Annotated in this window: 13 protein-coding genes; 3 read left to right on the forward strand and 10 right to left on the reverse strand. The window is 61.2% G+C overall.

Going from position 1 to position 15,511, the window contains the following annotated elements; translation table 11 throughout:
* Positions 1-798, forward strand: coding sequence for an amidohydrolase (locus tag P273_RS0100985; RefSeq protein ID WP_024626658.1), 798 nt, complete (start codon positions 1-3; stop codon positions 796-798).
* A 2-nt stretch (positions 799-800) separates the two neighbouring features.
* Complete coding sequence (locus P273_RS0100990; RefSeq protein ID WP_024626659.1) at positions 801-1,700, forward strand: dihydrodipicolinate synthase family protein; 900 nt, start codon at positions 801-803, stop codon at positions 1,698-1,700.
* A 79-nt stretch (positions 1,701-1,779) separates the two neighbouring features.
* Here the strand turns inward: P273_RS0100990 and P273_RS0100995 are convergent, their stop codons facing one another.
* From P273_RS0100995 to P273_RS0101025, 7 genes are all read right to left on the reverse strand, one after another.
* Positions 1,780-2,262, reverse strand: a complete 483-nt coding sequence (locus tag P273_RS0100995; RefSeq protein ID WP_024626660.1) for an S-ribosylhomocysteine lyase — start codon at positions 2,260-2,262, stop codon at positions 1,780-1,782.
* A 78-nt stretch (positions 2,263-2,340) separates the two neighbouring features.
* On the reverse strand, positions 2,341-4,344 hold the full coding sequence (locus P273_RS0101000) for a RecQ family ATP-dependent DNA helicase (protein ID WP_024626661.1): 2,004 nt from the start codon (positions 4,342-4,344) through the stop codon (positions 2,341-2,343).
* Between the two features lie 79 nt (positions 4,345-4,423).
* Entirely contained in the window at positions 4,424-5,245 is an 822-nt protein-coding gene (locus P273_RS0101005; RefSeq protein ID WP_029675987.1) for an ABC transporter ATP-binding protein, read from the reverse strand.
* Positions 5,232-6,026, reverse strand: coding sequence for an ABC transporter ATP-binding protein (locus P273_RS0101010; protein ID WP_024626663.1), 795 nt, complete (start codon positions 6,024-6,026; stop codon positions 5,232-5,234). Before P273_RS0101010 ends, P273_RS0101005 begins: the two co-directional genes overlap by 14 nt.
* 2 nt (positions 6,027-6,028) lie before the next feature.
* Positions 6,029-6,964 carry an ABC transporter permease gene (locus P273_RS0101015; protein ID WP_024626664.1) on the reverse strand — a complete coding sequence of 312 codons (936 nt, stop codon included), beginning with the start codon at positions 6,962-6,964 and terminating at the stop codon, positions 6,029-6,031.
* 98 nt (positions 6,965-7,062) lie between these two features.
* On the reverse strand, positions 7,063-8,040 hold the full coding sequence (locus P273_RS0101020; protein WP_024626665.1) for an ABC transporter permease: 978 nt from the start codon (positions 8,038-8,040) through the stop codon (positions 7,063-7,065).
* A gap of 2 nt (positions 8,041-8,042) precedes the next feature.
* Positions 8,043-9,689 carry an ABC transporter substrate-binding protein gene (locus P273_RS0101025; protein ID WP_024626666.1) on the reverse strand — a complete coding sequence of 549 codons (1,647 nt, stop codon included), beginning with the start codon at positions 9,687-9,689 and terminating at the stop codon, positions 8,043-8,045.
* A gap of 145 nt (positions 9,690-9,834) precedes the next feature.
* Here P273_RS0101025 and P273_RS0101030 point away from each other — a divergent pair, with 145 nt between their 5' ends.
* Entirely contained in the window at positions 9,835-10,632 is a 798-nt protein-coding gene (locus P273_RS0101030; protein WP_024626667.1) for a type III pantothenate kinase, read from the forward strand.
* Here the strand turns inward: P273_RS0101030 and P273_RS0101035 are convergent.
* The 3 genes from P273_RS0101035 to glmS all read right to left on the reverse strand — a co-directional run bounded on the left by P273_RS0101035 (position 10,589) and on the right by glmS (position 15,453).
* Positions 10,589-12,691 (reverse strand): beta-galactosidase, encoded by a 2,103-nt coding sequence (locus P273_RS0101035; protein WP_024626668.1) that lies wholly within the window; start codon positions 12,689-12,691, stop codon positions 10,589-10,591. The genes P273_RS0101030 and P273_RS0101035 overlap by 44 nt on opposite strands.
* Positions 12,692-12,801: 110 nt before the next feature.
* Positions 12,802-13,554, reverse strand: a complete 753-nt coding sequence (locus P273_RS0101040; RefSeq protein ID WP_024626669.1) for a pseudouridine synthase — start codon at positions 13,552-13,554, stop codon at positions 12,802-12,804.
* Between the two features lie 6 nt (positions 13,555-13,560).
* On the reverse strand, positions 13,561-15,453 hold the full coding sequence (gene glmS, locus P273_RS0101045; protein ID WP_024626670.1) for a glutamine--fructose-6-phosphate transaminase (isomerizing): 1,893 nt from the start codon (positions 15,451-15,453) through the stop codon (positions 13,561-13,563).
* Positions 15,454-15,511 lie beyond the last annotated feature (58 nt).

The following is a 15,511-nucleotide window of genomic DNA, read 5'->3' on the forward strand; positions in this document are numbered from 1 at the left end:
ATGACACGACAACTACAGGTCATCGATGCTCACTTCCATATGTGGGATCTTGAACGGCAACATCTGCCGTGGCTGGACGGAATGCCCTCACTGAACCGGAGCTTTCCCCTTCATGAGCTGGAAAGCGAGTACGAGCAGCTGGGAGTGGAATTTCTGGGCGGAGTCTATGTGGAAGTAGACTCGGACGACCCCCTATTAGAGGACCGTTTGGTCTATGAGAACAATGACCCCAAGATTCTTGCCCGAATGCTCCGAGTCCAGGTAGGACCCTATATGAGGGTGCCCATCAATGCGACGGGCATCAGAGAGCCGCTGCATACTGACTCTGCCCCTCGCGGCCGTTGCATGGAACCCTCCTTCATCGCTGGGCTCCGCGCCATGGCTGATAAGGGCCTGCCCTTTGAGCTATGCAACAGGGGGGCAGAACTACCGGACATGGCTCAGGCATTTTCTCAAGTTCCTTCCCTGACTGTCATCATGGACCATCTGGGCAATATGCCCGACTTGTCGCCGGCCTCTAGAAAGGCCATGCAAGCCATGGCGGCTCTGCCGCACTGTTATATCAAGGTGTCAGGCGACTTGCCCGTCGATCGCGACATCGTCGCCTTCGTCAGGGACACATTTCCCCCGGACAGGATCCTCTATGCCTCCAACTGGCCGGTCGTCACCGTGCACTCCTCACTCCAGGAACACTGGCAACTGATGCTGGATACCTTTGGCCCTGATGAGGACTTCTTCAAGCACAATGCCATGAGGGCCTATGGGATCCATGCCGATATGCTTACTGTGGAAGGGTGAACATGAGCACATCATCAGCTAAATTCGAGGGAATATTCTGCCCGTCGATTACCATCAGCGACGATCAAGGAGTCATCGACACCGACCTGTGGGGACGACATCTGGACCATCTGATCCAGGCTGGCATTAATGGAGTGCTCCTGTTCGGAAGCATCGGCGAGTTCTATGCTTATGATCTCCAAGAGAAGCGCTCAGCTCTGCAATTCGCCGTCGACCATATACGGGGGCGCATGAAGGTATTCGTCGGAGTAGGCGACACTGACATGGACCGGGTTATGGATCTGACCAAGTTTGCCGGACAAATCGGCGCCGATGCCGTGGTGGCTGTCAGCCCCTATTATTTCGGCCCTTCGGAACCGACCGCTTACCGATATTTCACCAGCATCGCCCACGCCTCGACTGTGCCGGTGATCCTCTACAACTTCCCGGCTCGTACAGGCAACGACTGCTCCCCGGAGTTGGTCGCTAAACTGGCCCAGGAATGTCCAAACATCGTTGGCATCAAAGACACCGTAGACACAATCAGCCACACACGTCGAGTCGTATCGGCAGTCAGACGTGTCAGCCCTGAGTTCTCGGTGTTCTCCGGATTCGACGAATACTATATGGTCAATCGCATCTGCGGAGGCAACGGTGTTTTATCGGGCCTGACCAACGTGGAGCCGGAAACCTTCGTGGCCATGCATCAGGCCTATCAAGAGGGCGATTACCGGACTGCGCTTGACAAGGCACGACGCATCAACCACCTGATGGCGATTTACGACACTGCGGATTTGTTCGTGTCAGCCATCAAGGGAGCTGTGCGACTGCAGGGTCTTCCCATCAGCACGCGCATCCGCGAACCAGCCATGCAGATTGATGACGATCAGATGAAACAGATCGAAACCATATTGCGTAGTTGAGCTTTCGTCTGTTGCATCGAACTGGGCCTGAGGAAAGGAACATACCCTTCCTCAGGCCCAGTTGTTTGCCTGTCAGCGATCAGACCAGCTTGCGCTCAAAAGGATCGGAGCTGATGCCGGCGGCCACGATGTCGCGGCTCCACTGCTTGGCCGAGAAGAGCGAATGGTCGCGATAGTTGCCGCAGGAGGTGATCTCGGTTCCGGGCACGTCGTCCCAGGTGGCCTTTTCGGCGATGAACTCCAGCGACTCCTTCAGGGCCTTGGCCACATCCTCGGTCGAATGACGGCCCCAGGCAAGCAGGTGGAAGCCCGTCCGGCAGCCGAAGGGCGAGCAGTCGATGTATCCGGGGATGCGCTCGCGCAGGAGCACGGCGATGGTGTGCTCGATGGTGTGCAGCCCGGCAGTTGGAATGGCGTTCTGGTTGGGCTGGACCAGACGGAGATCATAGTTGGAGATGATGTCTCCCTGGGGCCCCTTCTCCTCGTCGATCAGTCGAACGTAGGGCGCCTTGACCTTGGTGTGATCCAGCTGGAAGCTCTCTACAATAGGTTTGTCAGCCATTGTTATTTCCTTTCCTGTCGGGCGCCCGGTATGAAAGGCAACCTTGATGAAGTCGTGTATGTCTCATGGTAGGCCGACCTACCTATCAGATTCGGCAGTGCCCCTGACCACATCCACCCCTCTTCTGGCCGAAAACTCGGAGATGACACCCATGAACTGGGGTCCATACTGCTCCAGCTTGTGCTCCCCCACACCATTGACGGCCAGGAAGGTTGCATCATCAGCCGGACGAAGACGGCACATATCGCGCAGTGCCTTGTCGGAGAAGACAATGTAGGGAGGCTTGCCAATCTTGCGGGCTATGCTGGTCCGCAGATCGCGCAACTTCTGGAAAAGTTCCTCATCCTCTGGGCTGGCATCGCTAGCAGCGGCCTGATCGAGACCGTCATCGTCGACAGTCGAAGAAGACCTGCCGCCGTAGACCTTGCCCGAGGCACGCGGGCGTTCCGTCCGCTTGATCTCGTAATGGAAGTCCGGACTGACCGTCTGCGCGGCCTTGGGCCCGAAATGGACCATGGGCAGCCGCCCTTCGGTGATATACAAATACCCGTCCGAGGCCATCTGGTTGAGCACGTCACGGATTCGCGCCTCTGGAACCTGGTCCAGAGCACCATAGCTAGGGCACCGATCCAACCCTCGCCGAAGAAGATCCTGCGAGCGCGATCCCCGGAGAATTTGCGCGATCTTGCCGGAGCCGAATCCCTGGTTCACATCATGAACGCACCTGCTGATGGCACGGGCCACATCGCTGACATCGATGGTCGTGAAAGTGCTCAGACAGTTGGAACAGTTCTGGCAGCCGCCGCTGCCCGTGTCAGGATGCCCGACCGGGACGGATTTGCCCTTGTCAGCCTCGGCAGGCGAAAGACCTGCGGCAGCCTGATCCACCTCCTCGCCGAAATACCGCAGCATGTACTGGTGAAGGCAGCCGGTGGTCCGACAGTAACCGATCATGACGTTGAGCAGACGCCGGTGTTCGGCCCTGACTGCTTCAGCCTGCTCACCAGTCAGTCTGTCATTGCCGTTGTCCATGTCCAGCAGGCGCCTGCGGGTGACAATGTCACTCTCGTTCCACAGCAGGGAGCAACGGGCTGGCTCGCCGTCACGTCCCGCTCTGCCGGCCTCCTGGTAGTAGGCTTCGATGCTCTCAGGCATATTGTGATGAATGACATAACGTACGTTGGACTTGTCGATGCCCATGCCGAAGGCATTGGTGGCCACGACAACCTGCACCTTGTCGTTGACGAAGTCCCGTTGCGCCTGCTCCCTGTCCTGTGCATCCATGCCAGCGTGGTAGCTGACAGCACTAACACCGGCCTTGGTCAGGTCATCAGCCAGAGCTTCAGTCTCCTTGCGGGTGGCGCAGTAGACGATGCCAGAATCATCGCCATGCTTCAGTGCGTACTGGACCACCCAGCGATTCTTGTATTTGCTCTCCAACTTGATCACGTCGAAGAAGAGGTTGGGCCTGTCGAAACCCGTCACCGCCACGTAAGGGTCATCAAGGCCCAACATGTATACGATGTCGCGCCGAACCTTCTCGGTCGCCGTAGCGGTGAAGGCCGCCACCGTAGGTCGGTCGGGCAGGGACCTGATGAAATCGCCGATGCCCAGGTAGGCAGGGCGGAAGTCCTGACCCCATTGGGATACGCAGTGGGCTTCGTCCACAGCCAGCAGGGAAATTTTTGTATGCTGGGCGAATTCCCTGAATCTGGGGGCGTCCAGCCGCTCGGGAGCCACGTAGAGGATCTTGCTGCGCCCTTGTGCAGCCTGAGCCAGGGCCAGGGACTGCTCATCCATGTCCTGGGTGGAATTGACGAATGAGGCCTGGATGCCTGCATCCTCCAGCCCGTCCACCTGGTCCTTCATCAGGGAAACCAAGGGAGAGATGACGATGGTCAGACCGTCCAGCAGAGTGGCAGGAATCTGATAGCAAATGGATTTGCCGGCCCCGGTCGGCATAACACCCAGGCAGTCCCGCCCATTCAGGATAGCCTTGACCAGATCCTGCTGACCCGGGCGAAAGGACTCATATCCGAAATACCGCTTCAGCGCCTGCCCTGCATCCTGGATGTCCACCATGATTCCCCAGTCTATTGCCACGGCAGGAGTCAAGCAGTGGGCGAACGACCATGTGGTCAATCGTCGGGAAAACGAACACTTACAGGGTTGCAGCAGCCAGAAGCTGACGGGTATAGGACTGCTCAGGATGATTGAGGATGGCCTTCACCGGCCCCTCCTCCACAACCTTCCCCTGCCTGAGCACCATGACCCTGTCTGCTATGTGCTGGACCACACCCAGATCATGGGAGATGATAATCATGGACATACCATTTGACGAATCGCTCTGCTGTTTGGACTGGGCCATGATTGATTGAAGGGTATGGAGAATCCCTACGCGTGCTGAAACGTCGATGGCACTCATAGGCTCATCGGCCAAGAGTATCCTAGGCTTGACGATCAGGGCCCGGGCTATGGCCGCCCGCTGGGCCTGGCCGCCTGAAAGATCGGAGAGATAAGCCGTCATGATCCTGTCCGGATCAAGCTGGACCTCTGACAGCACCTGGGCCACCCGATCGGCAAGGTCTTGTCCGCTTTCCCTGCGCCTGACAGCCAGCAGAGGTTCGGCTACCGACCGACCGATGGTCCACCGGGGATCCAGGGAAGCAAAGGGGTTCTGGAAGACCAGAGCGGAATCATGGGCAAGCGACTTAGCTGCCGCGGAACCATGGAGAACTGATCTGCCCAAATATGCCACCTGCCCGGCATTAGGCCTCAGCTGGCCCAGAAGCAGACGGGAAAGCGTGGTTTTCCCCGAGCCGGACTCCCCTATGATCGCCAGGCACTCCCCCGGCAGGAGGGAAACATCGATGCCGTCAACTGCAGCTTCTCGAGCCGTTCCACTGCCGGTGGAGGCATAGACCTTGGTCAGGCCCTCCCCGATCAGGATCGGATCGGCATGTGCACCGTCAGTCAGCCTCATGCTTGCCTCCATCTGTGCTCAGCGTCAACTCTCTGGCCGCCCGCACCAGGGTCCTGCCCTGCGGACTGGATGGACTACGCAGAATGCTCTGCGTCTGTCCGCTTTCCACCACTCGCCCAGCGTCGAGGATGTAGCAGTAATCGGCAACCCGGGCCAGGACTGAGAAATCATGGGTGATGAACAGCAGGGAGGCCCCATTCTGGTCGACCAGGGAGACCAGCAGGTCCACAATCTGCCGCTGGGTTATTGCATCCAGGGCCGTGGTCGGCTCGTCTGCCAGAATCAGTCTGGGCTTGGTGACCAGGGCCGTGGCTATGGCCGCCCGCTGCTGCTGCCCCCCGGACAGCTCATGCGGGTAGGAACCGGCCAGCCCCTCATCCAACCCGACCTGGGCCAATATCTCCATAACCCGTCTGCGCCGTTCCTGGACGCTCAGACGATAGTGGCGACGGAGGGGAAGCTCAACCTGACTGTAGATCTTCTTGACCGGGTTCAAGGCCGTGGAAGGATTCTGAAAGATCATGCCCATACGGGAACCGCGCAGGTCCGCCAGGGACCGATCGTCCGAACCAAGAATCTGGAGCCCGTCCACCAGAATGGATCCCGACAGGGAGGCCGTCAGTGGTGTGGTGCCCAAAACACTGCGGGCGATCATCGACTTTCCGGAGCCTGAGGATCCGATCAGGCCAACCCGTTGGCCATCCTTCACCTGGAGATCCACCTGGTCGAGAATGGTGCGGCCATTGATGGACAAGCTCAGGCCGTCAATATTCAGCGACATGGTTAGTCTCCCTCGCCTGCATGGATCGTATTCTCGACATGACGACCAGAGTCATCTGATTGCGCAGACGTTTCCTGACGCGCAGATTGAAGAGTGGACCGTCCGGCGGCAGCTACGGCAGCCCTGAGCCTGGGGTTGGTAACCGGATCGATGGCATCACGCAGGGCGTCACCGAACAGGTTCAGAGCAACCACCACCATGGTGACCACCAGGCCAGGCCAGAGCACAGTAAGTGGAAAGACATTGATGAACTTGACCGAGGTGGTCAGTGAGTGCCCCCAGGAGGGCAGACCGGAGGGAACACCCACCCCCAAGTAGGTCAACCCTGCCTCAGCCAGCACGGAGGTCCCCGCCGACATGGAAAGCTGTACGCACAGGACAGGAATGACATTAGGCACCAGATGGGTGCAGAAGATTCTGAAGGATCCGACCCCGCTGTGTCGGGCGGATCGCACATAGTCCGACTCTGCCGCCAGGAGCGCTTGGGGCCGTACGATCCGGGCCAGGTTGAGTCCATAACCGAACCCACAGGCCACGACGACCACGGCGATGCTGGGGCCCAGGGGGACAGCCAGGATCAGGGCCAGCAGAACTGTAGGCAGGGAAATCAGGGCATCGACCAGGACTACGACCGTTTGCGATACCCCGGAACGACGCGAGACCATGGCCATGACCAGAAGGAGCCCCAATACGCCTGATAGGAGGACCGCCAGAAGGCTGATGGCCAGGTTGGTGGCCGATCCCGCCATCAGCCAGGAAAGAATGTCTGCCCCGGTGCCATCCGTTCCCAGCAGATGGGCGCGGCTGGGGGCCTGCCAGATCCGGTACCCGTCAGTGACCCAAATCGGAACCGGGGTCCAGAACCTGGAGACCAGGGAGACCAGGATCCATATGGCCAGAACAGTCATCGAGTAACGCCCCGAGGCCTTGCACCACATGCTGGCCAGCACCACCCGCACCCGTCCGAAGAATCCCAGTTGGCCGGGGAATGTGGCTCTCAATCCCAGGTGGGGCCTGTCTGCGTGTTCCCAACTCATCAGGCAGCCACCTCCTGTCTGGCCGCACCTCGAAAACGCGGATCGATCAGCCTATGAATAACGTCCACCAGCAGTCCCAGGAAGAGGAAGAAGGCCGCCAGCAAAAGGAGCTCGGATTGAACGGCCGGAAGATCCCGGTTGCCCACATCGGTGATCAGCATGGAGCCCAGTCCCGGCAGGGCGAACAGGTTCTCGCTGACCATGACCCCGGTGATCATCTCGGCCATGGTCAGTCCAATCACCGAAACCAGCTGGGGGGAAGCCAGCCGCAGACCGATGCGCAGAGCAGCCTGGGTCCGGGTCATCCCGCAGGCCATGCCCATGTCCACATACCCCGAAGAGAGCATGTCGCCCAACAAGGAGCGGGTGTACCGCATGATGCCGGCACCCACGATGATGCCGGTGGACAGCGCGGGCAGAATCAATGCCGCCAAGGCCTGACCCGGCTGAGCCCAGCCGAGTGCAGGAAAGCCCTGAGAGGGCAACAGACCAATCAGGCCGCTGCCCTTGGCGAAGAGCATGATCAGCAGCAGTCCTGACCAGAGGGCCGGTACTGATCCGCCCACGATGGCTACCATGTGGCTGAATGACTGCATTCGTGGCGAGCGAGCCAGAGCGGCCGCACAGCCCAGGGGAATGCCCAGCAGCAGAGCCACGCCCAGTCCCAAAAGAATCAGCGGAAAGGTGATCTGGGCTCGGACACCTACCTGAGAAGCAATGGAACGGTTGGTCAGAATGGACCTGCCCAGATCCCCTTGCAGAAAGTCGCTGATCCAATCCAGATACTGCCTTGGGTAGGAGCGGTCCAGGCCCATCTGCCGACGCAGCCGCCCGACGCGTTCGGGCGCGGCATCCAGCCCGGCCATGACGGCGGCCACGTCACCGGGCAGAATGCGCAAGGCCAGGAAGATGAGCAGCGAAATGCCCATCAGCGCCAAGATGAAGAGCGCCAGCCGCCGCATCAAGAATCTGGCCATGGTCACCCCCGCCTGTAGGTCACATCGGACAAGGGCATGAGGGACTGGTTGAGATCGACCGGGAAGCCCTCCAACCCCTTCCGCCAGGCCGTGGTCACCCGGTAGTTGAAGAGCCAGTCCGCCGCTGCGTCCTTGCTGACGATTCGGGCGGCCTGGGCTAGGAGCCTGTTGGAGTCATCAGCGGAGGTCGTGACCATGGCCTGACGGTAAAGCTCCTGGACCTGACGATTGTCATAGTTGTAGTAGTAGCCGGGGTTGGCCCACTGGTGGAAGTCATGGCTCTCGCCATGATCCACCAGAGACAGGTCGTAGTCCTTGTTAGCATGCACATCCTGGAGCCAGACTGAAAATTCCACCACCCGCACATCCAGGTCGATGCCCACCTGACGCAGCTGCGAGCGCAGCTGATCGCCCAGTTCGCTGCCATAGGTGTTGGCATAGGTCAGTCGCAGCTTGAGCCGGTGTTCGGGACCGTACCCGGCCTGGGCCAGAAGCCGCCGCGCCTGCTCCGGATCGTGGGGGTAGAGCCCGGTCAGATCCTGATAGCCGGGATCCAGAGAGGGTATGGGGCCGCCCAGAGCCCTGTCCGATCCTCCCCGGGAGGCGATCAGCTGCCGATGGTCGATGGCATGGCGGATGGCCTGACGCACCCGTGGATCGGATGTGGCGCCACCCTTGCCGTTCATGGCCAAGACGTACTTGTCGGTATCGTCGCCCGCCTTGACCTGGAAGTCGGGGCTCTTGCGGAAGGGGCTGGCCAGGTTCTCGGTGACCGGAGCCAGCACCTGCACATCCCCGCTACGCAGGGCGTTGACGGCGGCGTTGTCATCATTGAGGTAACGGATGACGATGGTTGGCGTCTTAGGCTTGTCACTGCCCCAGTAGTGTGGATCGGCCTTGAGCGTTACCGAGTCGTTTGGCCTGAAGCTTTCCAACAAGTATGGGCCGGATCCCACAGCCTGGGTCTTCATGTCGTAATGAGCTCGTCGGTCAAGGACCAGACCGGCCCGCCCGCTCAACTGCCAGAGCAGGTCCTGGTAGGGTCTGGACAGCGTCAGGCGCACCGTCAGCGGATCCGTAGCCTCAACGCCCTGGAAGCCCTCCAGCATCTCGCTGCCCTGATAGTGGCCTGTCATGAGCCCGCGAATGGAGTCGACCACGTCCTGGGCCCGAAGAGCATGACCGTTGGAGAAGCGGATGCCTTCATGCAGGTGGAAGGTGTAGACCAGGCCGTCCTCGGAGACATTCCAGCTCCTGGCCAGCCCTGGGCGCACCTGGTTCCGGGAATCCCGCGACACCAGGCCCTGATAGACATTGCCGATCAGAAGCTGATCCAGCGCCGTACCCGACTGGTTGCGGATATCCAGATTGGTGGGAGCCAGCTTGAGCCCCACCGTGACCGTGTCCGCCACGCTCCCGCCCTCGGCCTGACCAGCGACTCCACGATGCCCGGTCCACAGGGAGATAGCCAAGGCCAGTGCCAGCAGCAGACTGAGCAGCTTCCAGGGCAGGGTGTTGCCGCCCGACCTCATAGGCCTGATCCAGGCGTTGAGTTCGGGGTCAGTGCTTGGGCCTGGCTCCTGGGCCGCCTCTGTATCTGCTGCGGTCACGCTGCCATGGGCATGCGTGCCGTGTCGATCTGCGTTCATTGACGAATCCTTATGCTGTGGTTGACCGCCATTTTGGTCGATCACCGCCCACCAGCATACTCCCCGAAGCCATCACCCAGGCTTATGCGCTTAGGATGGATTCGGAAAGCGCCACGCGCCCGGACGACGGCAGGGAGGAAGAGACATGCTGCTGGCCATCGACATCGGCAACACCAACATCGAGGTCGGATTCATGGAGGGCGACCATGTTGCCGCCTCCTACAGGCTGACCACAAGGATCGACCACACGGCCGATGAGTTCGGGCTTCTGCTGGGGCAGCTCATGGCCCTGGCCGGCTACAAGACTGCGGACGTGCAGGATGCCATCATCTCCTCGGTGGCTCCTGCGGTCATGCACGCCGTCAGATCCTGTCTGATCCGCTTCTTTTCCATCGACCCCATGGTGGTGGGCCCTGGCGTGAAGACGGGCATGAACATCCGTCTGGACGACCCGCGCTCCCTGGGCGCCGACTGCCTGGCTGACTGCGTGGGCGCCTTCCACCGCTACGGAGGGCCTGTACTGGTTATCGACTTCGGCACGGCCACCACCTTCAACTATGTGGATGACAGGGGCGCCATTCGCTCAGGCCTGATCGTGCCGGGTATCCGTTCAGGGGCCCAGGCCCTTGCCGGTCAGACCGCCCAGCTCCCCCAGGTGGAGATCACCCGCCCTCAGACCATCATGGCAACGGGTACCAGGACGGCCATGCAGGCCGGGCTCTATTACAACTTCCTCGGCGGTCTGGAGCGGATCATTCGCCAATACCGCAGCGAGATAGGCCGGGACTTCCACGTGGTGGCCACGGGCGGCATGGGTCGTACCTTCTCAGAAGACACCGATCTGATCGAGGTCTATGATCCCGAGTTGATCTTCGCCGGCATGTACAGGATTCACCAGCTCAATGCCGATGGCCGACCACACGCTGCACCAACGCGCCATTGACCTGCAGACTGGCCTGCTTGCCATCCCCGTCAATGCCGGCCAGTGAACCCACCAGGATCTGGCCCTCCAGCTGAACCTGAACCGGATGCCTGGTCCGGTTGAACAGAAAGACGAAGCGCGTCCGATCATCCTTGCTGACTCGCTCAATTCTCAACAGATCAGGGTCTCCATGGGCCGACCTCATATCGGCGATATCCAGCGCCTCCAGCAGGGAAGGAAGGACCTTGGCCAGATCCTGGGCATCCAGACGGCAACCCAGGTAGGCGGCCTTACCATGACCCCAGTCGTGGACGGTCATGGCTGGCATGCCATCCATCCCTGTCCAGGGATCCGACCGGTAGCTTGCCAGGACGTCAGTGTCCTTATCCAGGTGACCGATGACATCGGCCCAATCGTGCGCCGTAACCCCATTGGTCAGATCCAGATGGTCCAGCACACCAGGCGTGCCGGGAGCCATGGGTGCGAACTCCTCGACCGACAGACCCAGCAGGTCCCGAAGCGGCCCTGGATAGCCGCCGGTCCAGACGCGGTCCTGCTCGTCGGCGATGCCGCTGCCCCAGGTGACGATCAGCCGCCCTCCACCATGCACATACTTGTGCAGCCGCTTGGAGAGGACAGCGTTAATCAGATAGAGGGCTGGCAGGACCACCAGCGGGTACTCCTCCCAGTCAGCCCTGACTGGGAGAACATCAGGTCGGATGGCGTTGTCAAGGAAGGCCCGGTACCAGACCGGCGGCTCCTGGCCATGCTCGACCCGGTCGCTGGGTGAGGCTGCGTGGGAGCTGGCCCACTGGCTTGCATAGTCGAAGACCAGGGCCACCGGGGCCTTGGCCAGCGTGGTACCAGCCAAGCCAGCCTGCGAGAGGCCCTGCAGGTCCCCTCCCAGCTGGCAGACGTCGCGGAAGACTGCCGTGTCTTCGCCTGCATGAGGCAGCATGGCCGAGTGGAACTTTTCCGCCCCAGCCCGGGACTGCCTCCACTGGAAGTAGCAGATGGCATCAGCCCCGAGTGCCAGGTGGGCCAGGGAGTCGCGCTCCAGCTGTCCGGGCTCCTTACGGGGGTTGACCGGCCGCCAGTTGACCGCCGAAGTGGCCTGCTCCATAAGCCACCAGGGGCGCCTACGGGCGATGGCATCCACCAGGCTGGAGGAATAGGCCAGCTCTTCCAGATGATCCCTGCCCGGGGTCACATAGTGGTCGTTGGCCACAAAGTCCACCTGGTTGCCCCAGTCGTCGTAGTCCAGGGCGAATCCGCCGGCACTGACCATGAAGTTGGTGGTCAAAGGTATATCCGGGGTGATCTCAGCCAAGGTATCGCGCTCGGCCATGTAGAAATCCTTGAGGGCGTCAGAGCTGAACCGCTCAAAGTCCAGCATGCGGCCCGGATTCTGGAAATTCCCCTGGCCGATGAAACGCGGCGGCAGAATCTGCGAGAAATCGCTCAACCTCTGTGACCAGAAGTCCGTACCCCAGGCGCGATTGACGGCATCGATGTCCTTGTAACGGCGGCGGCACCAGCGCTGGAAGGCCCGCATGGCATCGTCGGAATAGTCGAAGCGATTGTGACAGCCATACTCATTGCCCACATGCCAGGCCACCAGATAGGGGTTGTCCCGGTAGTGCTCGGCCATGGCCCGGCAGAGTTTCAAGGCGTAGGACCGGAAGATCGGCGAGGTAGGCCGCCAATGCTGCCGGGCCCCGGGCCAAACCGTGTCGCCTCGCTCGTCCCTGAGCAGAACCTCAGGATGGGCCTGGGTCAGCCAGAGCGGCGGCGAAGCCGTGGCCGATGCCAGGTTGACCCCGATGCCGGCCCGACCAAGCTTGTCAATAATCCGATCCAGCCAGTCAAAGTCGAAAACACCCTGGCTGGGCTCTATGCGCGACCAGGAGAAGACCGCCAAGGCCACCACGTTGACCCCTGCCTTGGTCATCAGCCTGATGTCCTCATCCCATGTATCCTCAGGCCACTGATCGGGGTTGTAGTCGCAGCCGTACCAGAGGGACTGCTGACCCTTGAGATGCTTGGGCCATCGATAGGGCCGCCGTGTCGGTTTGCTCATGGGTAGAACCTCCTGGTCCGTCTCAAACCTCGGACGGGGATACCTGCCGCGTCCACGTCGTCCCGCGGCTCCGGGATCCCCTGACCATTATGTCCCACCAGGCTGACTGTTTAGGCCTCGCCTTGAGGATCCAAGGGAACGGAAGAGACGAAGGCGCGCCTACCCCCGGTGAAGGGGTCGGTGAATTCCAAGCGACGGGCCACCAATTGCAGTGGTCGGGAGAAGTCGTCATAGGCCCGGGTCTGGATTCGTGGGTACAGGTCGTCGCCCACTATGGGCAGACCCAGAGCATTCATGTGCACACGTAGCTGGTGGGTCTTGCCGGTCTTCGGGTAGAGGGTGTAGGTGGCCAGACATCCATGGCCCGCCGTCAGCTCGACTCGAGTAACGGCATTGACCGGCCCGCGCTCTTCCCAGGCCTGGAGAACCCCTCGGCGTTTGATCACCCTGGAGCGGCGCTCTAGCGGGAAGACCCGGGGCGGATCCAGGTGTCGCACGGTGCCGGTCCGCGGGCGAGCTATGGGTCGTACCGGCGCCAGACACTGGTAGATCTTGCGCACGCGATGCTCCTGGAAGAGCATCTGATAGGCCCGCCTGGCAGACGGATCTCGTACCAGAACCAGCACACCTGCTGTGGCCCTGTCCAACCGGTGAGCAGGGATGATGTCGGGCTCCCCGTAGAGCCGACGCATCCGGATCAGCACGGTACTGGCATACCACATCCCCCTGGGCATGGTGGCCAGAAAATGGGGCTTGTCGACCACAATGATGCGTTGATCCTCGTATATGATTCTGGGTTCGAAGGGAATCTGCGGCTCCTCCAGAACCATCCGGTGTCCCTGCTGCTCGGACCCGACAGCCATGGGACCCTATTCCACCGTGACCGACTTGGCCAGGTTGCGGGGCTTGTCCACGTCCAGACCCTTGAGTCGGGCCATATCAAGGGCGAACAGCTGCAGGGGGACCACATCAACCAGGGGGCTGAGCAGGGTCGGGCAGGGCGGCCGCCAAAAGACCACGTCAGCATAGCGGTCGGCATCCGGGTCGCTCTCCTCGGCCACGACGATGGTGAAGGCACCACGGGCCTTGACCTCCTCAATGGCCGAGATGACCTTGTCGTGCAGCACATTGCGGCCCCGGGCGCTGGGGACGATGACCACCACAGGCTCCCCCGGCTCCACCAGGGCGATGGGCCCGTGCTTGAGCTCACCAGCGGCGAACCCCTCGGTGAAGATGTAGGCGATCTCCTTGAGCTTGAGCGCCCCCTCCAGGGCCACCGGATAGCCCACATGCCGACCCAGGAAGAGGAAGGAGCGGGCCCTGGACATGCGCTGAGCCGTCTGGCTGATGACCTCGGCCTGCCCGTCCAGCACCTTCTGGATTTTGGCTGGCATGGCTTTGAGGCTGTCGATGGTCTGGTGGATTTCGTCTCGATACATGGTCCCCTTGACCTGGGCCAGGTACAGCCCCAGCAGGTAGGCCGCCACGATCTGAGCCAGGAAAGCCTTGGTGGAGGCCACAGCCACCTCGGGGCCGGCGTGGGTGTAGAGCACGGCATCGGACTCCCTAGGGATGGTGGACCCCTGGGTGTTGCAGATGGCCAGTACCCTTGAACCCTGCTCCCGTGCATGCCGAAGCGCCATCAACGTGTCCATGGTCTCCCCTGATTGGGAAATGGCTACGACCAGTGTGCGTGGGGTCAGGATGGGATCACGGTAGCGGAACTCATGGGCCAGCTCGACCTCCACCGGAATACGGACCCAGTGCTCTATGGCGTACTTGGCCACCAGCCCCGCGTAGGATGCCGTCCCGCAGGCCACAACAATGATCTTGTCGATCTGGCGGAAGACCTCCTCGTCGATGTGGACCTCGTCCAAATCCAGGTCGCCCGACTCGTCGTACCGGCCCAGCAGAGTGTTGGAGACCGCCGCAGGGTCCTCGTGGATCTCCTTGTCCATGAAGGAATCCCATCCGCCTTTTTCGGCGGCTGAGGCATCCCAGTCGATGGTGTAACGGCGCGGGTGCTCCACCGGATGCCCTTGGAAGTCGGTGACCTTGACCTGGTCCGCGCTGATGCAGACGGCTTGGTCCTGCCCCAGCTCCATGGCTTGGCGCGTATAGGCTACGAAGGCAGCCACATCGGAGCCCAGGTAGTTCTCCCCGTCTCCCAGACCGACCACCAGCGGCGAATCGTGTCGGATGCCCACCACCAGATCAGGCTGCCTCGAGTCCACTGCCAGGATGGTGAAGGCTCCCTTGAGCATGCGGGCCAGACGCCTGATGGCCTCGAAGATATCGGGCTGGCCGGTGGCGTCGACGATCTCCTGGGCGATCTTGCCCAGGAGCTTGGCAGCCACTTCGGTATCCGTAGAGGATACAAAAGTGTATCCCTCGGCCTCCAGGTCCAGCCGCAGCCTGGAGGCGTTCTCGATGATCCCGTTGTGGATCAGCGCAACCTTGCCGTCACGGCTGATGTGGGGATGAGCGTTGACATCAGTGGGTTCTCCGTTGGTGGCCCAACGGGTGTGGCCGATGCCTACGGTGGCCTCGGGCATGGGCTTGGCCTTCAGATCGGCGACCAGATTGCCCAGGCGTCCTGCCTTCTTGCGTACGGCCACCCGCGTCATCCCAGGGGCAGCCAGGGCCACTCCGGCCGAGTCATACCCTCGGTACTCCAAACGCTCCAGACCCTTGAGGCAGACCTCCAAGGGCCTGCCGCAGGCCGTCCGTACTGATCCCGCATAACCGACGATTCCACACATGGGCCCCAGTCTAACCTTGGGAGTTTCGCCGCTGCCCGCCCGTGGGGCTTCTTGCCGG

The sequence above is a fragment of the Bifidobacterium sp. A11 genome (assembly GCF_000499185.1).
Taxonomy (GTDB): Bacteria; Actinomycetota; Actinomycetes; order Actinomycetales; family Bifidobacteriaceae; genus Bombiscardovia; species Bombiscardovia mizhiensis.